At 72.5% G+C, this 18764-nt stretch carries 22 protein-coding genes, 2 tRNA genes and 1 pseudogene; 13 read left to right on the top strand and 12 right to left on the bottom strand.

The window, feature by feature from the left end; all coding sequences use genetic code 11:
• Positions 1–13 precede the first annotated feature (13 nt).
• Together EKO23_RS00120 and EKO23_RS00115 are read left to right on the top strand one after the other, a co-directional pair.
• The gene (locus EKO23_RS00120; protein ID WP_134712840.1) at positions 14–1048 is read left to right on the top strand and encodes a saccharopine dehydrogenase family protein; all 1035 of its coding nucleotides are present in this window, start codon (positions 14–16) and stop codon (positions 1046–1048) included.
• A 13-nt stretch (positions 1049–1061) separates the two neighbouring features.
• Positions 1062–1640, top strand: a complete 579-nt coding sequence (locus EKO23_RS00115) for a DinB family protein (RefSeq protein ID WP_134712838.1) — start codon at positions 1062–1064, stop codon at positions 1638–1640.
• A gap of 5 nt (positions 1641–1645) precedes the next feature.
• Here the strand turns inward: EKO23_RS00115 and EKO23_RS00110 are convergent, their stop codons facing one another.
• Positions 1646–2245, bottom strand: a complete 600-nt coding sequence (locus tag EKO23_RS00110; RefSeq protein ID WP_134712836.1) for a DUF1684 domain-containing protein — start codon at positions 2243–2245, stop codon at positions 1646–1648.
• Between the two features lie 53 nt (positions 2246–2298).
• On the opposite strand from EKO23_RS00110, the gene EKO23_RS00105 reads away from it, so the two are divergent.
• Positions 2299–2640 carry a DUF2200 domain-containing protein gene (locus tag EKO23_RS00105; RefSeq protein WP_134712834.1) on the top strand — a complete coding sequence of 114 codons (342 nt, stop codon included), beginning with the start codon at positions 2299–2301 and terminating at the stop codon, positions 2638–2640.
• 19 nt (positions 2641–2659) lie between these two features.
• Positions 2660–2995 carry a hypothetical protein gene (locus EKO23_RS00100; protein WP_134712832.1) on the top strand — a complete coding sequence of 112 codons (336 nt, stop codon included), beginning with the start codon at positions 2660–2662 and terminating at the stop codon, positions 2993–2995.
• Between the two features lie 11 nt (positions 2996–3006).
• Here the strand turns inward: EKO23_RS00100 and EKO23_RS00095 are convergent, their stop codons facing one another.
• Positions 3007–3525 carry a 2'-5' RNA ligase family protein gene (locus tag EKO23_RS00095; RefSeq protein ID WP_175582639.1) on the bottom strand — a complete coding sequence of 173 codons (519 nt, stop codon included), beginning with the start codon at positions 3523–3525 and terminating at the stop codon, positions 3007–3009.
• A 50-nt stretch (positions 3526–3575) separates the two neighbouring features.
• On the opposite strand from EKO23_RS00095, the gene EKO23_RS00090 reads away from it, so the two are divergent.
• A complete protein-coding gene (locus EKO23_RS00090; RefSeq protein WP_134712830.1) occupies positions 3576–3845 on the top strand; it encodes a DUF2087 domain-containing protein in 270 nt (89 codons plus the stop codon).
• A gap of 5 nt (positions 3846–3850) precedes the next feature.
• Here EKO23_RS00090 and EKO23_RS24965 read toward each other — a convergent pair whose 3' ends face one another.
• From EKO23_RS24965 to EKO23_RS00075, 4 genes are all read right to left on the bottom strand, one after another.
• The gene (locus EKO23_RS24965) at positions 3851–4024 is read right to left on the bottom strand and encodes a hypothetical protein (RefSeq protein ID WP_167880256.1); all 174 of its coding nucleotides are present in this window, start codon (positions 4022–4024) and stop codon (positions 3851–3853) included.
• Positions 4025–4106: 82 nt separating this feature from the next.
• A complete protein-coding gene (locus EKO23_RS00085) occupies positions 4107–4814 on the bottom strand; it encodes a M23 family metallopeptidase (RefSeq protein WP_134712828.1) in 708 nt (235 codons plus the stop codon).
• Entirely contained in the window at positions 4811–5389 is a 579-nt protein-coding gene (locus EKO23_RS00080; RefSeq protein WP_134712825.1) for a pentapeptide repeat-containing protein, read from the bottom strand. Before EKO23_RS00080 ends, EKO23_RS00085 begins: the two co-directional genes overlap by 4 nt.
• Before the next feature lie 35 nt (positions 5390–5424).
• Positions 5425–6111, bottom strand: a complete 687-nt coding sequence (locus EKO23_RS00075; protein ID WP_134712823.1) for an SDR family NAD(P)-dependent oxidoreductase — start codon at positions 6109–6111, stop codon at positions 5425–5427.
• Between the two features lie 76 nt (positions 6112–6187).
• Here EKO23_RS00075 and EKO23_RS26630 point away from each other — a divergent pair, with 76 nt between their 5' ends.
• Positions 6188–6766 (top strand): TetR/AcrR family transcriptional regulator, encoded by a 579-nt coding sequence (locus EKO23_RS26630; protein WP_425464378.1) that lies wholly within the window; start codon positions 6188–6190, stop codon positions 6764–6766.
• A gap of 15 nt (positions 6767–6781) precedes the next feature.
• Here the strand turns inward: EKO23_RS26630 and EKO23_RS26625 are convergent.
• A pseudogene (locus EKO23_RS26625) lies at positions 6782–7717 on the bottom strand (hypothetical protein); the annotation flags it as partial.
• 57 nt (positions 7718–7774) lie between these two features.
• Here EKO23_RS26625 and EKO23_RS00060 point away from each other — a divergent pair.
• The 5 genes from EKO23_RS00060 (at position 7775) to EKO23_RS00040 (ending at position 11494) form a co-directional block, all read left to right on the top strand.
• A complete protein-coding gene (locus EKO23_RS00060) occupies positions 7775–8587 on the top strand; it encodes a fumarylacetoacetate hydrolase family protein (protein ID WP_134712821.1) in 813 nt (270 codons plus the stop codon).
• On the top strand, positions 8580–10088 hold the full coding sequence (gene gltX, locus EKO23_RS00055; protein ID WP_246050821.1) for a glutamate--tRNA ligase: 1509 nt from the start codon (positions 8580–8582) through the stop codon (positions 10086–10088). Before EKO23_RS00060 ends, gltX begins: the two co-directional genes overlap by 8 nt.
• On the top strand, positions 10085–11209 hold the full coding sequence (locus EKO23_RS00050) for a CPBP family intramembrane glutamic endopeptidase (RefSeq protein WP_134712819.1): 1125 nt from the start codon (positions 10085–10087) through the stop codon (positions 11207–11209). The genes gltX and EKO23_RS00050 overlap by 4 nt, the downstream gene beginning before the upstream one ends.
• Before the next feature lie 55 nt (positions 11210–11264).
• Positions 11265–11336: transfer RNA gene (locus EKO23_RS00045), tRNA-Gln, on the top strand.
• Positions 11337–11418: 82 nt separating this feature from the next.
• Positions 11419–11494, top strand: a tRNA-Glu gene (locus EKO23_RS00040).
• Positions 11495–11672: 178 nt separating this feature from the next.
• Here EKO23_RS00040 and EKO23_RS00035 read toward each other — a convergent pair.
• The 5 genes from EKO23_RS00035 to EKO23_RS00015 all read right to left on the bottom strand — a co-directional run bounded on the left by EKO23_RS00035 (position 11673) and on the right by EKO23_RS00015 (position 16164).
• Positions 11673–12416 (bottom strand): DUF4386 domain-containing protein, encoded by a 744-nt coding sequence (locus EKO23_RS00035; RefSeq protein WP_134712817.1) that lies wholly within the window; start codon positions 12414–12416, stop codon positions 11673–11675.
• Positions 12417–12699: 283 nt separating this feature from the next.
• Positions 12700–13089, bottom strand: coding sequence for a universal stress protein (locus EKO23_RS00030; RefSeq protein WP_134712815.1), 390 nt, complete (start codon positions 13087–13089; stop codon positions 12700–12702).
• Positions 13086–14624 carry a tripartite tricarboxylate transporter permease gene (locus EKO23_RS00025; RefSeq protein WP_134712813.1) on the bottom strand — a complete coding sequence of 513 codons (1539 nt, stop codon included), beginning with the start codon at positions 14622–14624 and terminating at the stop codon, positions 13086–13088. Before EKO23_RS00025 ends, EKO23_RS00030 begins: the two co-directional genes overlap by 4 nt.
• Positions 14624–15148, bottom strand: a complete 525-nt coding sequence (locus tag EKO23_RS00020; RefSeq protein ID WP_134712812.1) for a tripartite tricarboxylate transporter TctB family protein — start codon at positions 15146–15148, stop codon at positions 14624–14626. Before EKO23_RS00020 ends, EKO23_RS00025 begins: the two co-directional genes overlap by 1 nt.
• A complete protein-coding gene (locus EKO23_RS00015) occupies positions 15145–16164 on the bottom strand; it encodes a Bug family tripartite tricarboxylate transporter substrate binding protein (protein WP_134712811.1) in 1020 nt (339 codons plus the stop codon). Before EKO23_RS00015 ends, EKO23_RS00020 begins: the two co-directional genes overlap by 4 nt.
• A gap of 94 nt (positions 16165–16258) precedes the next feature.
• On the opposite strand from EKO23_RS00015, the gene EKO23_RS00010 reads away from it, so the two are divergent.
• Positions 16259–17902: a sensor histidine kinase gene (locus EKO23_RS00010; RefSeq protein WP_134712810.1), complete on the top strand. Its 1644-nt coding sequence runs from the start codon at positions 16259–16261 to the stop codon at positions 17900–17902.
• Positions 17899–18570, top strand: coding sequence for a response regulator (locus tag EKO23_RS00005; protein WP_134712809.1), 672 nt, complete (start codon positions 17899–17901; stop codon positions 18568–18570). Before EKO23_RS00010 ends, EKO23_RS00005 begins: the two co-directional genes overlap by 4 nt.
• Positions 18571–18764: the final 194 nt, after the last annotated feature.

The following is an 18764-nucleotide window of genomic DNA, read 5'->3' as shown; positions in this document are numbered from 1 at the left end:
GAGGATGGTCGTCATGAGCACCTCCGGACGGGTCCTGGTCTACGGCGCCACCGGTCACACCGGGCGCTTCGTCGTCGACGAGCTGCTGCGGCGCGGGCTCACGCCGGTGCTGGCCGGTCGCAGCGCCGAGCGGCTCGCCGCCGTGCCCCCGCGGCACGCGGGCCTCGAGCGGCATGCGGCTCCCGTCGACGACCCCGGCATGCTGCGGCGGGCCGTGGCCGGCGTCGATGCGGTGGTCAACGGAGCGGGACCCTTCCTCGACACCGCCGGCCCGCTCGCCCGGGCGGCGGTCGACGCCGGCGCCCACTACCTCGACGTGACCGCCGAGCAGCCGGTCGTGAAGGAGCTCTACCGCGCGCTCGACGCCCCGGCGCGGGCCGCCGGCGTCGCGGTCGTCCCTGCGATGGCGTTCTACGGAGGCCTCGCCGACCTGCAGGTCACCGCGGCGCTCGCCGGGGACACCCGCGCGGACGAGGTCGAGGTCGCGATCGGCCTCGACCGCTGGTGGCCGACCGAGGGCACCCGGGTGACCGGCGCCCGCAACACCGCCGTCCGCGAGGTGATCCGGGACGGTGCGCTGGCTCCGCTGACGGCCCCGGCGCCGACCGGCACCTGGTCCTACCCGGAGCCCTTCGGCGACCAGCCCGTCGTACAGCTGCCGTTCTCCGAGGTCGTCACCATCCACCGCCATCTCGACGTCGGGGACCTCCGCTCCTTCCTCAACACCTCGGCGCTCGACGACCTCCGCGACACCGCGACGCCCGCCCCGTCCGCGGTCGACGAGCACGGGCGATCGGCCCAGCGCTTCGTCGTGGACGTCGTCGTACGGCGCGGCCCGGACGCCCGGCGCCTCAGTGTTGCCGGCCGCGACATCTACGCCGTCACCGCCCCGATCGTCGCCGAGGGCGTGGTCCGGCTCCTCGACGGGCGTCACTTTGGCCCCGGCGCGCTGGCACCGGGTCAGGCGTTCGACGCCGCCGACGTGCTCACCTCGCTGGCCCGCGCGGGCGCGCTCGAGGTCGACGGGCTCCGCAGCGTGACGGTGTGACAGGGTCGTCGGCATGATCGACGAGTTCGCGAAGGACTACCTCCACGACAACCTGCGCTGGGCCCGCGCCGACCTGCTGGGCAAGCTCGACGGCCTGTCGGAGTACGACGTCCGGCGCCCGCTCACCCCGACCGGGACCAACCTGCTCGGCCTGGTGAAGCACCTGACCCTGTCGGAGGCGCGCTACTTCGGGACGATCTTCGACCGTCCGTACCCCGAGCCGATCCCGACCTTCGACGACCCGTGCTTCGACAACCGCGACCACCTGTGGGTCACCGAGCACGAGTCCCGAGCCGACGTCGTCGACGGCTACCGGCGGGCGTGCGACCACGCCGACGCCACGATCGCCGCGCTGGCCGTCGACGCACCGGGCCACGTCCCGTGGTGGCCCCGTCCGCACGTGAAGCTGTTCAACGTGATGGTCCACGTGGTGACCGAGACCAACCGGCACCTCGGCCACGCCGACATCCTCCGCGAGGGGCTCGACGGCGCGCTCGGCTCGGACCCGACCCCGGCGTCGTCCGAGGAGGACGCCGACCGGGCCGCGCATCGCGCGAAGGTCGAGCAGGCGGCCCGCGCCGTACGGGTCTGACGGGGTCAGGGCTGGAGCTCGCCGACCGGCACCTCGACGCCGACGGTGTTGCCGGCCGGCGCCAGCGGGCAGGCCCACGCCGGGTCGTAGGCGCAGGAGGGGGCGTAGGCGAAGTTGAGGTCGAGGACGAGGCGGCCTCGGTCGCCGCCGAGGTCGGCTCCCTTGACGGTGTCGAGCAGGTAGCGGCCGCCGCCGTACCCACCGCCCGGGTTCCCGCAGGAACCGTCGCGGAGCGGCACGAACACCCCGCCGCCGTACGACGTCAGGCGCCACACGTCGAGGTCGCCGACGCCGGGCAGGGACGCCACGCCGAGGCGCTCGAACCGCACCACCCCGTCCGAGCCCGTCTGCACCTCCCAGGGCGTCGCGGCGGCGGGGCGTACCTCCACCTCGAACCGCCAGGCCGGGTCGTACGGCGCCACGGTCAGCCCGTCGAACCCGACTCGCTGGTCGGGGAGCAGCGGGCTGGCCGGGTGCCCGGCGAACAGCTCGTCACGACCACGCCGCCACAGGTCGTGTGCCGCCGCCGGCTCGGGCTCGCAGCGCACGGCGGCGTACAGCGCGAAGACCCGGCGTCGCCAGTCGAGCACGTCGTAGGCGTCCATGGGCCGAACCTACGCACCGGCCGGTGAGGTCCGCACGGGACTACCCTCGCCGCATGAGCAGGATCTTCACGACCGCCGTCGGCGCGGTGTACCCGCACTACGTCACCAAGGTGGAGAAGAAGGGCCGCACGCAGACCGAGCTGGACGAGGTCATCGAGTGGCTCACCGGCTTCGACGAGCCCGCTCTCCGGCGTCACCTCGACGAGGGCACGACGTTCGAGGACTTCTTCGCCCAGGCCGACCTCAACCCCGCCGCGTCGCTGATCACGGGAGTGGTGTGCGGGGTCCGTGTCGAGGACGTCGAGGACCCGCTGATGCAGAAGATCCGCTACCTGGACAAGCTGGTCGACGAGCTGGCCCGGGGCAAGGCGATGGACAAGGTCCTGCGGGGATAGCGGGACTACGCTGCTGGGCGTGTGGTCGCTCTGGTCGGAGAACTCGATCCTCTCGATCTGCTCCCAGGACTCGGTGCTCTCGGTCGGCAGCGCCGCGTCCTTCGCGTCGGTGGGGAGCGTCGGCTCGTTCGCCTCGGCCGGCTCGATCGGGTCGGCGATGTCCGCGGCGTCCCTGTTCTCCTACCAGAGCACGGGGTCCGCGCTCTCCCACCAGAGCGACGGGTCCGTGCTGTCCAGCCAGGCGAACCGGGCGGTCCGGGGCCGCCGTACCCGCGGACGGGTGCCGCCGGGAGCGGTCGCTGCCGCTGTGCTGACGGCGCTGGCCGCCGTCGCGGTGCACCGCGCGCTCCGCTGACCCCGGGGCGGTCAGCCGCCCAGCGGCCAGGACCGCAGCAACCGGCACCCGTCGGACTCCCACCAGGTCAGGTCCAGCCTCTCGGCGCGGCACCGGGCCGGCACCAGGCCGCCGAGCGTCGTACGCGTGGACTCCTCGGTCACCTCGTCGGTGCGCGCATCCAGGGTGAGGTGCGGGCGTACGTCGGCGAACTGACCGGCGTACGGCGGGCACCGCGGGAAGGCCTCCCACAGCCGGCGGGTGAGGTCGCGGAACGGGCCGTCCGGGTCGGGCACCAGGTGGATGATCCCGTTGGGGAAGGTGTCGATCCGGTCGAGCACGAAGTCGAACGGCGCCACGGACGCCGCGATCGCGCCCACCAGGGTCGCGTCCTGCGCGCCGACCTCGTCGAGGAAGGGCCCCAGCGCGGTGACGTGCGCGTGCACGAAGGCCGGGTCGTCGCTGACGTACGACGCGTCGTGGAAGGCGGTCCGCTCTCGCACGAACCGCTCCAGCGGAGGAACCGGCACCTGCAGCACGCTGTGACCCATGGCTGACAGGGTGGCAGGCACGAGTGACGAGTCGGCCTAGGGTGGGTCCCGTGGACGACCGGTCTCGGATCCTGGCGAACTTCCTCGGCGACGACGGGCTGCACACCATCCCGGCGCGACGGGCCAAGCGGCTGGTCGTGCTCGACCACCTCGCGCAGTGCTTCGAACCCGGCCGGACCTACTCCGAGGCCGAGGTGAGCGACGCGCTGCAGCGCTTCCACCCCGACTACGCCGCGCTGCGCCGCTACCTCGTGGACGAGCAGTTCCTCGCCCGGGAGGGCAACGTCTACTGGCGCAGCGGCGGGACGGTCGAGGTCTGAGCGGCTCAGCCGATCGGGGCGGGCTCGTCGGGCTCGGCCTGCGCGGCGGCCAGGCGCGCGAGCACTGCCTGGATGAGGTGGACCGTGTCGGCCTCGTCGTGGCCGAAGCTGCGGAGGTAGGCGGTCATCCCGTGCCGGGCGATGTCCAGCTCCTCGTCGCTGAGGTGGATGGTGTTCATGTCCTCAGGGTAGGCCCGCCGGCACTGGTCCAGCGCGGGTCCGTGGACCCTCCGCCCCGGGACCTGGGGCCCGGTCCGGGGTTCAGGGCCTCAGGTCCAGCAGCGGCGCGGGGTCGACGGCGTCGGTGACCTCGCCGCCGGGGCGGCGTACCTCGAAGTGCAGGTGGCAGCCGTCGGGTGCCCCGCGGTCGGAGACCCGGGCGAACACCTCGCCCTCCGGGATGCTGTCCCCGGGTGCCACGAAGACGCGTTCCGTGTGGCCGACGACCACGTCGAAGCCGGCCGCGCGGAGCAGCACCGGGTTGTCGCCGTACGCCGGCCCGAGGGCGCCGTGGTCGAGCACGGTCGCGGGGCGCCCGGCCCGTAGCGGCGTGCCGCACGAGATGGCGACGTCGATGCCGTGGTGGAAGCCCCGGCCGTCGGGGCACGACGGGTCGGGGGAGTAGTACGGCGCGGGGGTGCAGCCGAACGGGATCATCACTGGGTGCCGGCCCGGGAACCAGGGAGAGGCGTACTGCGTGCGGTCGTCGGTGAAGAACCGCCAGCGCGGGTCGGCGGGGCGGCCCGGACGCGGTGTGCGGGTCGCGGCCGCCGACGGGACCGCGGACGGGGTGGCGGAGGGGGTCCCCGGCGTGGTGGGCGTCGGCGTGGCCGCGGGCGATCCGGCGGACGACGCCTCGGCCGGGTCCGGTGCCACCTGCGGCGACGGGTCGGCCGGGCGGGCGTCCTCGGGGGCGCACGCGGGGGCCGCGAGGACGGCGACGACCAGGAGCACCGCGAGCCGGGTCACGGCTCGACCACCGCCCCGTGCTGCTCGGCGAGCTGCACCGCGCCGGCGACGTCGAGGCGGGTGCCGCGCAGGGTCGCGGCGGTGAGGTCGACGCCACCGAGCGACGCACCGCGCAGGTCGGCACCGGTCAGGTCGGTCTCGCGCAGGGTGGCCAGGTCGAGCCGGGCCCCGGCCAGGACGGCGTCGGTGAGGTCGCTCAGCGAGAGGTCGGCCTCGCGCAGGTCGAGCCCCGCGAGGTCCAGCCTGGTGAGGTTCGCCCCGCGGACGGTCACGCCCCGCCACTGCCCGCCCGTGACCCTCATCGGCCGCAGCGTGCACCGCTCGAAGACGCTGCCGTTGAGCTTGCAGCCGTCGAGGGTGGCGTCGAAGAAGGTGCAGAGCGCGAAGTCGCAGGCCACGAACGCGCTCGAGGTGTGCACGCTCGCGTTGAACCGGCAGCGCTGGAACGAGCACCGCTCGAACACCGCGCCCGCGGTGCTGGCCTCGCTCAGGTCCACGTCGACGAACGTCGTGTCGGACCAGCGCGCGGCGCCCAGCTCGTCGGCGTACCAGTCCTCGCCCCGGATCTCCTGCACCCGACGAACCTAGCCCGCGGGACCGACGTGCCGGCTCACCACGGGTGCGGGCGGCCGTCCCGGAAGAAGCCGCCGGTCGGACCGTCCGGACCGAGCATCGCCGCCCACACCACCGAGGCCGCACCCTCGGCGACCGGTCGCGCGCCCATCGCCTCCATGCCGGGCGCGGTGGCGGTCAGGCCCGGGTCGACGGCGTTCACGCGGGCGCCCGGCAGGGCCGCCGCCAGCTTGCGGGTCAGGGCGTTGGCGGCCGCCTTCGTGACGGCGTACGGCGCCATGCCGGCCCCGGCACCCAGGCCGAACTGCGGGTCGCCGTGCGACCCCGACCCGCTGGTGACGTTCACGATCCGCGCGTTCGCCGAGCGAGCCAGGGCCGGTGCGAAGGCCCGGGCCAGCCGCCACGGACCGAGCACGTTGGTGCGCCACGCGAGCTCGACGTCGTCGAGGTCGACGGTGAGCGCAGTGGCCTGCCAGTCAGGGTAGGCGGCGGCGTTGCTGACGAGGACGTCGAGCTCCCGAACGCTCTCCGCGGCCGACACGATCGAGGCCGGGTCGGCCACGTCGAGCACCAGGGGCGTGCCGCGGACCTCGAGCGCTACCGCCTCCGCCACGGCGGCGGTGCGCGCGGTGGCGACGATGTGCAGGCCGGCGGCGGCGAGCTGGCGGGCGACCTCGCGGCCGATCCCGCGGCCGGCTCCGGTGACGAGGGCGGTGTCGGTCATGGGACCTCCTTTACGAGACGTGGTGTCTCGAATCTAATACGAGACGATACGTCTCGCAAGTGGTAGCGTCGCCGCCATGCCGACCGGACGCCCCCGCAGTGCCGCCAGCCGGCGCGCGATCCTCGACGCGACCGTCGCCCTGCTGGAGGAGGCCGGCTGGTCCGGGCTGACCGTCGAGAAGATCGCCGCCCGGGCTGGGGTCGGCAAGCAGACCATCTACCGGTGGTACGACGGCGACCTCGGCCGGATCGTCGTCGATGCCTACCTCGACGCCAGCGACGAGCGGATCGCGCCACCCGACACGGGCTCGGTGCACGACGACCTGCTCGCGATCGTGGTGCCCGTGGCCGCGATGAACGCCGACCGGGGCCGGGGGCTGGCGCTCGCCAACCGGTCGCTCATGGCGCACGCCCAGGTCGCCGCGGCGTTCGGTGAGCAGTACCGCACCCTGCACGAGCACTGGCGCGGTCCGATGCTGGAGGCGGTACGACGCGGGGTCGGGCGTGGCGAGCTCTGCGCGGACACCGATCCCGACCTGGTCGTGGACCTGCTGCTCGGGCTGCAGTGGTACCGCCTGCTCGTGGGGCACCTGCCCACCACCGAGGCGGACGCGGCGGCGTCGGTGGACGCCGCGCTGGCGGCGTACCGCGCCTGAGGCGACGGCTTCGCAGGACGTCGCGAGGAGGCGCCCACACTCCTCGACCAGCCGTTCCCGCAGCGGTGCCCCGCGCTCGGCGAACCGCCGCTGCGCCGCGGCGTACTCCTGCTTCCCCTGCGCGGTCTCGATCCGCACCGGGTCGAAGCCGAGGTCGGCGAGGTCGTACGGCGCGGCGCGCATGTCGAGCACCCGGATGTCGCGGGCCAGCTCGAAGCAGTCGGCGACCAGGTCCGAGGAGACCATCGGGGTGAGCCGGAACGCGTGCTTGTAGAGGTCCATCCCGGCGTGCAGGCAGCCCGGCTGCTCGTACGCCGGGCGGTCGTCGCGGCCGGGACCCAGGGTGTTGAGCGGGCGCGCCTCGGGGGTGAAGAAGCGGAACGCGTCGAAGTGCGAGCACCCGATCCGGTGCGACTCGACGACCGCGTCGGTGCCCTCTCGCCCCAGGCGCAGCGGCCAGTCGTGCCGCGTCTCGTCCGCGCGGTAGACCATCGCCCACTCGTGCAGCCCGAAGCAGCCGTACGTCGGGGCGCGCGACGCGGTCGCGGTGAGAAGCCGGTGCAGTGCCTCGAGCAGCGGGCGCTGGGAGACGACGTGGTCGGCGGTGACGGCGACGGTGATCGCCCCTTGGTTTCGAGACGGTCGAAGAGCGACCTCCTCAACCAGCGGGGAGTTGTGCGCGACCTCCTCAACCAGCGGGGCGGGGTCGGACCCGTACCCCTTGAGGTCGGCGTACTCCGCCGCCCCGGCCAGCGCCACGCCGTACCCGGGGTGCCAGCGCCGCAGCTGCGCCGGCCGCTGGGAGTAGTAGGTGAACAGGAAGTCGTGCACCGGGTGCCTGACCCCGGCCTCGCGCCGGGCGAGGTGCGGCGCGACGATCCCGTCGACCCGCGCCGCGTGCGCGGCCGCGCGGGCGCGCCAGGTCGCCTCGTCGAGCAGGGTGGGGGTCACCGCAGCATGGTACGGGGGATTGGGGAGCGCCTCCGCCCGGCGGATAGGCTCGCGCACGTGCGTATCTGTCGATTCACCACCGGTGACGAGCCCCAGTACGGCGTCCTGACCGGCGAGCTCGACGAGTTCGGCCAGCCGACCGAGGACGCGCGGGTCGTGGCCCTGGCCGGGGACCCGCTCTACGTCGGCATCAAGCTGCTCGACGAGGAGCACCGGGTCGAGGACGTGCGCCTGCTCGCGCCGGTGCTGCCGCGCAGCAAGGTGGTCGGGATCGGCCGCAACTACGCGAAGCACGCGGCAGAGATGGGCAACGACGTGCCCGACGAGCCGCTGATGTTCCTCAAGCCGAACACCAGCGTGGTCGGCCCGGGCGACCCGATCTTCTACCCCCGCCAGACGGAGAACCTCCACTACGAGGGCGAGCTGGCGGTGGTGATCGGACGGATCTGCCGTGACGTGCCGCCGGAGCAGGCGACCGACGTGATCCAGGGCTACACGATCGCGAACGACGTGACCGCGCGCGACCTGCAGAGGAGCGACGTGCAGTTCACCCGGGCCAAGGGCTTCGACTCCTTCTGCCCGCTCGGTCCGTGGATCGAGACCGACCTCGACCCGCAGCACTTCAACGACGGGGTGCGCGTGCAGACGCACCTCAACGGCGACCTCGTCCAGGACGGGTCGACGAAGGACATGATCTTCGACGTGCCGACGCTGGTCGCGCACGTCTCCTCCGTGATGACGCTGCTGCCCGGCGACGTCATCCTCACCGGCACCCCGGAGGGTGTCGGCCCGATGGAGGTCGGCGACGAGGTGGAGATCTCGATCGACGGCCTCGGCACTCTGACGAACAAGGTGAGCAAGCGTGACTGACGCAGCAATCGACGAGGTCCTCGGCGACCTGGCGCCCGAGAAGGTGCGGGTCCGGTTCCCACCGAGCCCGACCGGCTTCCTGCACGTCGGCAACGTGCGCAGCGCCCTGTTCAACTGGGCGTTCGCGCGCCACTTCGGCGGCACCCTCGTGCTGCGGATCGAGGACACCGACCTCGCCCGCAACACCGAGGAGGGCTACGACTCGATCCTCGGGTCGCTGCGCTGGCTCGGCATCGACTGGGACGAGGGCCCGGAGGCGGGCGGCGAGTTCGGTCCGTACCGCCAGTCCGACCGGTTCCCGATCTACGCCGACATCGCCAAGCGGCTGCGCGATGCCGGCTCGGCGTACGACTGCTACTGCACGCCCGACGAGGTCGAGGCCCGTCGCAAGGCCAGCGGCTCCAAGGTGCAGGGGTACGACGGCCACTGTCGTGAGCTGACCAACCAGCAGCTCCAGGACTTCGTCGGCCGTGAGTCGGTGCTGCGGCTGCGCATGCCCGACGAGCCGATCACGTTCACCGACCTGGTCCGCGGCGAGATCACCTTCCAGCCCGACAACGTCCCCGACTTCGCGCTGCTGCGCGCGAACGGTGACCCGCTCTACACGCTGGTCAACCCGGTCGACGACGCCCTCATGGAGATCACGCACGTCCTGCGGGGCGAGGACCTGCTCTCCTCGACGCCCCGTCAGATCGCGCTCTACCGCGCGCTGAAGGACCTCGGCATCGGCACCGGCGAGCCGCGCTTCGGCCACCTGCCGATCGTGATGGGCGACGGCAACAAGCGACTCTCCAAGCGGGACAAGGGCTCCGGCCTCGCCGAGTACGTCGAGCGCGGCTTCCTCCCCGAGGGCATCCTCAACTACCTCGCCCTGCTCGGCTGGGGCATCGCCGAGGATCGCGACGTCTTCACCATGACCGAGATGGCCGAGGCGTTCGACATCCGCCGGGTCAACCCCAACCCGGCCCGCTTCGACCTCAAGAAGTGCGAGGCGATCAACGCCGCGCACATGCGCCGGCTCTCCGTCGGGGAGATGACCGAGCGGGTCATCCCGTTCCTGTTCCGCGCCGGGCTCACCGACGAGCCGCCGACCGACAGGGAGCGCGCGCGTCTCGACGCGGCGATGCCGCTGGTGGCCGAGCGGATCAACACGCTCTCCGAGTCCGTGGAGATGCTGCGGTTCCTGTTCGTCGCCGAGGACGACTTCGAGCGCGACCCCGAGGACGTCGCGAAGGTGCTCGACGAGTCCGGCCGCCAGGTCGTGCAGGCGTCGTACGACGCGCTGTCGGCGGTGTCCGAGGACCACTGGACCACCGCGACCATCGAGGAGGCGCTGCGCGCCAAGCTGGTCGAGGAGCTCGGCCTCAAGCCGCGCAACGCGTTCGGTCCGGTCCGGGTCGCCGTGACCGGCCGCCGCATCTCGCCGCCGCTGTTCGAGTCCCTCGAGCTGCTCGGCCGTGACATCTCCCTGGCCCGCCACATCAGCGCGCTGCGACCATGACCGAGCCTCCCGCGCCGCAGCAGCCCGCCAGCCCGCCTCCCGGGCAGCCGACGGGCGGCCCCGCGCCGTACGGGCAGCCCGCGCCGTACGGGCAGTCGTACGGCCAGTCCTATGGCCCTCCTCGCGGGCAGTCCTACCCGGCGTACCCCGTGCAGCCGGGGGGCACCGGGCCGGACGGCGACCTGCCGCCGCTGGAGTACCACCAGCTGCACCGCGCGGGGCACCCCGGCTGGTGGCGGCCGCTGGTCGGCATCGTCTCCCTCGGCCTGCTCACGATCCTCGCGGTTCCCGCGGTGCTGCAGGTCGCCCTGCTGGCGGTCCTCGTGGCTCGCGGCGAGCCGCACCCGGTCGACGAGCTGATGCGGCTGCTCGACCTCGGCGACCCGACCCCGACCGGGCTGGCGTTCATCAACCTCGCGCTGGCGGCGTTGATCCCGATCGTCTGGTTCATCACCCGGACGCTGCACGGGCTCAAGCCGCGCTGGGTGACCTCGGTGTTCCCACGGATGCGCTGGAGGTTCTTCCTCGCCTGCCTCGGGCTGTCGTTCGTGGCGCTGATCGCGACGATGCTGGTCAGCGCGTTGCTGCCGACCACCACCGCCGCCGGGGGCGAGGTCTCGATGACGCCGAACGCCTTCGACGACACCGCGAAGCAGTTCGCGCTGGTCGTGCTGTTCCTGACGCCGCTGCAGGCCGCGGGGGAGGAGTACGCCTTCCGCGGCTACCTCACGCAGGCCTTCGGCGGCTTCTTCCCGACGTACGTCGCGGTGCTGGGGCCGGCGCTGCTGTTCGCGCTCGCCCACGGTGCCCAGAGCGCCCCGGTGTTCTTCGACCGGTTCGCGTTCGGCGTGGTCGCCGGGATCCTGGTCGTGCGCACCGGGGGCCTCGAGGCGGGCATCGCGATGCACGTGCTCAACAACTGGCTGGCCTTCGGCCTCGCGCTCGCGTTCGGCGACATGGGGGAGGCGCTGACGCCCTCCGGCGGGAGCTGGTGGAGCATCCCGGTGACCCTCACGCAGAGCCTCGTCTTCCTCGGCCTGACCCTCGCCACGGCACGCATGATGGGGCTCTCCAGGACCGCGGATCCGGTCGTTTTGGCGGCCTCCCGGGGGCGCGTGTAAGGTTTCCCCTCGGTCCGGCGGGCCGCCTCGACGGCGGGATTCCGGACCAATCCAATGGGATATGGTGTAATTGGCAGCACGACTGATTCTGGTTCAGTTAGTCAAGGTTCGAGTCCTTGTATCCCAGCGAGATCGCGGTCACACCGCCCGCGATTTGCTGCGAATCTCCAGCGTTGGCTAGAGTTTCGCCCGCTGTGCAAGCAGCAGAAGCCCCCGTTGTGTAGTGGCCTAGCACGCCGCCCTCTCAAGGCGGTAGCGCCGGTTCGAATCCGGTCGGGGGTACCAACCACGAAGGGCCCGGTCGTCAGACCGGGCCCTTCGTGCATTTCGCTCTCCGCTGGTTGAGGAGCGAGCGCCAGCGAGCGTCTCGAAACCAAGGAGCCGACGGGGCCTCGGTTTCGAGACGGTCGCAGAACGACCTCCTCAACCAGCGGGCGAGCGGCTACTCAACCAGCGGGCGACGTCAACCAACGGCAGACGGGCGGAAGCCCCGGGCGATCATCCAGACCGCGAGCACCATCTCCTGCACGGCCAGGGGCAGGCAGAGCAGGTTCACCGCGGCCGAGTCGATGCCCACGGTTCCGTACATCGCGAGCAGGTAGGCGGCGACGTACAGCGGGATCCCCGCGAACCCCCACACCGTGATCCAGCGGGGGACGATGCGCGAGCGGAAGAGCAGGACGTAGAAGAGGGCGCTGCCCAGGCAGAACACCAGGGACATGACGACGCTGGCGCCCTCGGAGTCGACGACGAGGGTGCCCAGGCGCACGCCCTCCGGTGAGGCCGTGCCCGATCCGGCCGCCATGGTCTCGGCCAGGGGCACGAGCAGCAGCCAGGCGATGGCGACGACGACGTAGGTGGTCGTCTCGACCGCTCCCCGGATGATCAGGTAGCCCGTCGCCAGCACCTCGTCGACCCGGCGCAGCACCGGGAAGAGCACCACCGGGACGAACGCGAGCGACAGACCCATGACCAGCACGAGCAGTGCCCCTGTCGCGACCGCACCGGAGTGGTCCGCGGCGTAGCCGAGCGGGTCGTCCGCGTTCTGCACGGGGAACGCCAGGACGACCTTGCTGAGGACGCCGGCCACCGTCCCGACGATGTAGAGGATCCCTGCCGTGGTGGCCGCTGCCCGGTGCTCACGGACGCGGCTGGTGGACGGGGAATCTCCCTGGACCCGAGGTGGATGCGACTTGACGGATGACATGGTCCACGCACCTCCACTCGATCCGCATCGTGCTACGGATGCCGAGGTGAGGTCAGAGGCGAAAGGCCACCACGAGGACGCCACACGTCCTCTTGCTCCGCCGGTCGAGGGGCGAGCGCCAGCTCCGCTGGTTGAGGAGCGAGCGCCAGCTCCGCTGGTTGAGGAGCGAGCGCCAGCTCCGCTGGTTGAGGAGCGAGCGCCAGCGAGCGTCTCGAAACCAAGGAGCCAGCGGGGCCCTCGGCTTCGAGACGGTCGCAGAGCGACCTCCCTCGACCGGCGGTGGCTACGGCTTGACGGCGAGCACCGGGCAGTGGGCGCCGAGCAGCACCCGCTGCGAGGTGCTGCCCATGATCAGCTTCCCGACCGGCGAGCGTCGGCGCAGCCCGATCACGACCAGCTCGGCGCCGATCTCCTCGGCCACGGACAGCACTTGGTCGGCGATGTCCTCGCCCATCGTCTGCCGCACCTCGTGCTCGACGCCTGCCTCGACCAGCTGCCGTTCCAGCGAGCCGATCTGCCCGTCGGAGGCGAACCGGTCGTCGACCAGCCGGTCGCCGCGGGTGCCGTTGACCAGCACCACCGACGTCCCGCGCCGTCGGGCCTCGACCAGGCCCGCCTCGAGCGCGGCCGCGCCGTACTCGTTGGGGGCCCAGGCCACCACGATCCCGCTCATCGCTCCACCAGCTCCTTGTCGTCGCGCTCGTCGATCACCTCGTGCATCCGCTCGTCGAGCCCGGGACGGGTCCGGCGCAGCAGCGGCGGCACGACCAGCAGCAAGGCGATCACGATGTACACCACGACCGCCAGCGGCTCGCTCCACAGCGTGGAGAGGTCGCCGCCGGAGATGGTCAGCGCCTCGCGCAGCTTGGTCTCCATGATCGGGCCGAGGATCACGCCGAGGATCAGCGGCAGCACCGGCAGCCCGAAGCGACGCATCATCACGCCGAGCAGGCCGAAGACCAGAAGCAGGGCGATGTCGAACGGGTCGAGGTTGCTGGTGTAGGCACCGAGGCAGGCGAAGAACAGGATCCCGGCGTACAGCTGCGGGCGCGGGATGCGCAGCAGCTTCGCCCACAGCGGGGCCAGCGGGAGGTTCAGCACCAGCAGCAGCGCGTTGCCGATCAGCAGGCTGGCCAGCAGCGTCCACACCAGGTCGGACTGGTCGGTCATCAGCTGCGGACCGGGCTGGATGCCGTAGCCCTGCATGGCGGCCAGCATCACGGACGCGGTCGCGGTGACCGGGAGCCCGAGCGCCAGCATCGGCACGAACATGCCCGCGGCGGACGCGTTGTTCGCGGCCTCCGGACCGGCCACGCCCTCGATCGCGCCCTTGCCGAACTCGTCGGTCCTCGCCAGCTTCCGTTCGGTCACGTAGGACAGGAACGTCGGGATCTCGGCACCGCCGGCGGGGATCGCCCCGAACGGGAAGCCGTACGCCGTGCCGCGCAGCCACGGGCCCCACGAGCGCCGCCAGTCGCTGCGGCCCATCCACGGGCGCCCGACCGGGATCACGTCCAGGGGCCGCCGGCGCAGGTGCGCGGCCACCCAGAGGGCCTCGCCGAGGGCGAAGATGCCGACCGCGACGACCACGATGTCCAGTCGGTCCGCGAGCTGGGGGACGCCGAAGCTGAGCCGCGGCTGGCCGGTGTTGAGGTCGAGGCCGACCAGGCCGATGGTGAGGCCGAGGAACAGCGCGATGAAGCCGCGCAGCCGTGACGAGCCGAGCACCGCCGCGGTCATCACGAGGGCCAGCACCATGATCGCGAAGTACGACGGGGCGCCGATGTCGACGGCCACGTCGGCCAGGGCCGGGGCGAACAACGCGACCAGGATGGTGCCGATGGTGCCCGCGACGAACGAGCCGATCGCGGCGGTGGCCAGGGCCTGCGCGGCCCGGCCGGCTCGCGCCATCTTGTTGCCCTCGAGCGCGGTCATCACCGACGCCGACTCGCCGGGCGTGTTGAGCAGGATCGACGTCGTGGAGCCGCCGTACATGCCGCCGTAGTAGATGCCGGCGAACATGATGAACGCCGGGACCGGCTCGAGGCCGTAGGTCACGGGCAGCAGCAGCGCGATCGCCATTGCCGGGCCGATGCCGGGGAGCACGCCGACGAAGGTGCCGAGCAGCACCCCGATCGCGGCGTACATCAGGTTCATGGGGGTGAAGGCGGCCTGGAAGCCGTCCCAGAGCAGACCGAGGCTGTCCATCAGAGCACCCCGTCCAGGACTCCGGGCGTCAGCGGGATGCCGAGGCCGACGTAGAAGGCGTACCAGCTGGCGACCGCGAGGACGAGGCCGACGAGGCCGTCGCGCCACGGCGTCCGGCTGCCCAGGCACCAGGCGGAGGCCGCGAACAGGGCCGCGCCGCTGATCGCCCAGCCGAGCCAGCTCACGGTCGCGATCACGAACACGATCACGCCGACCAGCTTGGTGACGGTGACCCAGTCCGGCTTGGCGCTGAGGTCGACGTCCTCGCCGCCCTCGGGCTCGGCGACGTCGCCGCGGGCGGTCGCGACCACCAGCAGCACGGCGAGGACCAGCAGCGCCGCGCCGACGACGTACGGGAAGAGGCGAGGGCCGACCGGGTCGGCGAACCCGACCTCGAGCGTGCTCGCGTCGTACACGGTGAACGCGCCGACCACCGCGAGCAGCGCGGCCAGGCCGTACTGCGCGCGGTCCTGCCGCGGCGGCCCGGTGTCCGGGACGGAGGGGGTGGTGTCGATGGTGCTCACAGCAGCTCCAGCTCCTTCAGGGTGTCCGCGACGCGGGCGTCCTGCTCCTCCAGGAACGCGGTGAACTCGTCACCGGTCTTGAACGCGTCGATCCAGCCGTTGTCCTCGAGGGCCTGCTGCCACTCGGGGCTGTCGTGCATCTCCTCGAGCAGCCCGATCAGCTGCTGCCGGCGCTCCTCGGAGATCCCGGGCGGCGCCAGCACGCCGCGCCAGTTCGTGAAGGTCAGGTCCACGCCGGACTCCTGCAGGGTGGGCGCGTCCTCGACCCCGTCGTTGGTCAGCCGCTCGTCGCCGGAGACCGCCAGCAGCCGCAGCTCGCCGGCCTCGATCTGACCCTCGAACTCGCCGACGCCGGAGAAGCCGACCTTGATCTTGTGGCCGAGCAGGGCGCTGGTGAGCGGGCCGCCGCCGTCGTAGGACACGTAGCGGACCTTCCGCGGGTCGATGCCGACCGCGCTCGCGAGCTGCATCGGGAAGAGGTGGTCGGGGCCGCCGGGCGACGAGCCGCCACCGACGGCGATGCCGCCCGGGTCCTTCTTCCACGCGGCGAGGAAGTCGTCGATCGTCTTGTAGGGCGAGTCCGCCGGCACCAGCACGCCCTCCTGGTCCTCGATCAGCTGGGCGAGCGGGGTGGCGTCCTGCAGCTTGTAGTCGACGCCGAACGAGTAGAGCGAGCCGACCACGCCGAGGCCGGCGGTCATCATCATGTGGTTGTCGCCCTCGGCGTTCATCAGCCGGGTCATCGCGACCGAGCCGCCGGCGCCGATGACGTTGGTGACCTCGAACGACCCGTCCAGGATCTTGTCCCGCTCCAGCACCGACACCGCGGCCCGGCCGGTCTGGTCGTAGCCGCCGCCGGGGCTGTTCGGGATCATCATCGTCATGTCGTTGCCCTCGTCACCGCGGGTGACGCCGCAGCCGGCGGACAGCCAGGCGGTGAGGACGAGGGCCAGCACCAAGGACCAGCGGGCCGTGCCGGGCCGGCGGTTCCTGGTGCGGCGTGGGCGGGAGGTCATCTCTGCTCCTGCTTCGTGCGGGGATGCGACATGCTGATGCTGGTCGGCCGTGTGGCGGCCGTCACGCTTGGGAAAGCAATGGAGGTTGTGGAACTTGTGGTCACCGCGGCGCCGGGGCATCTCGCTGGCCGGCCAGTTCCTGGTCCTCCAGGTGACGGTGCTGCTGGCGGTGCTGGCCGTGTCGAGCGTGGTCTCGGTGCGGCAGGCCGACGCCGACTTCCATGACACCCGCGGCGCGCGGCTCCGGGCTGCGGCCGAGAACCTGGCCGGCACCGGGGGCGTGCGCACCGGCCTCGCCGAGCCCGCCCCGCCGCAGTCGCTCGCGTCGTACGCCGCCCGGACGCTTACGATCTACGGTGCCAGCGCCGTCTACCTCGCCCGCCCCGACGGCACCATCGTCGCGTCCGTCGACCCGACCGCGAACGGCGAGAGCATCGACCTCGGCGACAGCACCGTGCAGGACCTGCGGGCGTGGACCGGGGACGTCGACGACCGCGGGGAGCGGTCGATCGCCGCGCAGGTGCCGGTGATCGGCGACCGGGGGCAGCTGATCGGGATCGCCATGGTGGCGGAGAGCTACCCGACGCTCGGGGCCCGGGCGCGGGGGGTGCTCCCCGATCTCGTCACGTTCCTGGGCTTCGGGCTCGCGCTCGGCGTGGCCGGCTCGTGGCTGCTGGCCCGGCTGATCAAACGGCGTACCCGCGGCCTCGAGCCGGAGGAGATCAGTGCCCTCGCCGACCAGCGCGAGGCGGTGCTGCACGCGATCCGCGAGGGGGTGGTCGCGGTGGCCCCCGACGGGACGGTCACGGTGATGAGCGACAGCGCCCGCGAGCTGCTCGGGCTCGACGTCGACGGTGCCGGGCGGCGGGTCTCCGACCTCGGGCTCGAGCCGCGGGTGGCGGACGCCCTGGCCGCGGGCGACGACGTACGCGATGAGGTGCTGGTGGTCGGTGGCCGGGTGCTGGTGCTGAACCGCAACCGGGTGCGCGACGCGGGTCGCGTGGTCGGCACGGTGACCACGCTGCGCGACCGCACCGACCTGCTCGCGATGCAGTCCGAGCTGAGCGCCCGCGAGAGCGTGACCGAGACGCTGCGCGCCCAGACCCACGAGTTCAACAACCAGCTGCACACGATCTCCGGGCTGATCCAGCTCGGGGAGTACGACGAGCTGTCGGCGTGGATCGGTGCCGTCACCCGCCGGCGGGCCGAGATCACCGAGGCGGTCACCTCCCGGGTCGACGACCCGGCGGTCGCGGCGCTGCTGATCGCGAAGGTGAGTCTTGCCGCCGAGCGGGGGATCGGGATCGAGCTCGCCGAGGACACCTGCCTGCCCCGGCTGGACCCGGACCTCGCCGCCGACGTCGGCACCGTGCTCGGCAACCTGGTCGACAACGCGGTCGATGCCACGGTCGCGGCCGGTGGCGCCACCGTGTCGGTGCGGCTGCGGGACGACGGGGACGACCTGGTGCTGGTGCAGGTCGCGGACTCCGGTGCCGGCGTACCCCCGGAGAACGCGGCGGACCTCTTCCGCCGCGGCTACTCCACCAAGCCGAGCGACGCGAGCGGGCGCGGGGTCGGGCTGGCGCTGGTCCAGGTGGTGTGCGAGCGCCGGGGCGGCGCGGTGTCGGTGCACAATGACCGCGGTGCGGTCTTCACCGCGCGCCTGCCGCGCACCGCGACCGACCGCACCCCTGCCCAGCCGACCGACCAGCCGACCAACCGGGGACCCGTCCGATGACCGACCTGACCGTCCTCGTGGTCGACGACGACTTCATGGTCGCGGGCATCCACACGAAGTTCGTGGACCGCACCCCCGGCTTCCGCGTGGTCGGGGTCGCGGCCACCGGCGAGGCCGCACTGGCGGAGATCCGCCGGCTGCGTCCCGACCTGGTGCTGCTCGACGTACACCTGCCCGACCGGACCGGCATCGAGGTGCTCCGTGAGCTGCGTGCCGACGGCGACGACACCGGCGTGGTGATGGTGACCGCGGCCCGGGAGGCCGAGACCGTGCGCGCGGCCGCGGCCGGGGGCGCCGCCCATTACCTGGTCAAGCCGTTCGAGTACGACGACCTCCGCGCCCGCCTCGAGGCCTTCCGCGCCGCCCACCGGGCGCTGGCCGAGGGCGAACCCGCCGCACAGGACGACATCGACGCGGTCTTCGCGCCGGTGGTGACCACGCGCCCCGCCGTACTGCCCAAGGGCCTCAGCCCCGAGACCGCCGACGCGGTGCTGGCCGCCCTCGGCGGTGCCGAGGAGCTCTCCGCCGCCGAGTGCTGCGAGGTGGTCGGCATCTCGCGCGTCTCCGCCCGCCGCTACCTCGAGCACTTCGTCAACCACGGTCAGGTCGAGGTCCGCCTCAAGTACGGCGGCGCCGGCCGCCCGGAGCGCCGCTACCGCCTCCGCTGACCCCGCCCCGCCGAGGTGCCCGGAATTGCGCTTCGAGGTTCCCGGAATTGCGCTTCGAGGTGCCCGGAACTGTGCTTCGAGGTGCCTGAACTTGAGGGCCGTCCGCAAGCCCGGCACTCGGGCATCAAGAAGGGGCACCTCGGCCATCAAGAGGGGGCACTTCGGCGGGACGCTCCTATGGATCGTCAAGCCCT

Origin of the sequence: Nocardioides guangzhouensis, assembly GCF_004519545.1 — a bacterium.
Lineage (GTDB): Bacteria > Actinomycetota > Actinomycetes > Propionibacteriales > Nocardioidaceae > Nocardioides > Nocardioides guangzhouensis.
This window is presented reverse-complemented; position numbering and strand designations above follow the sequence as displayed.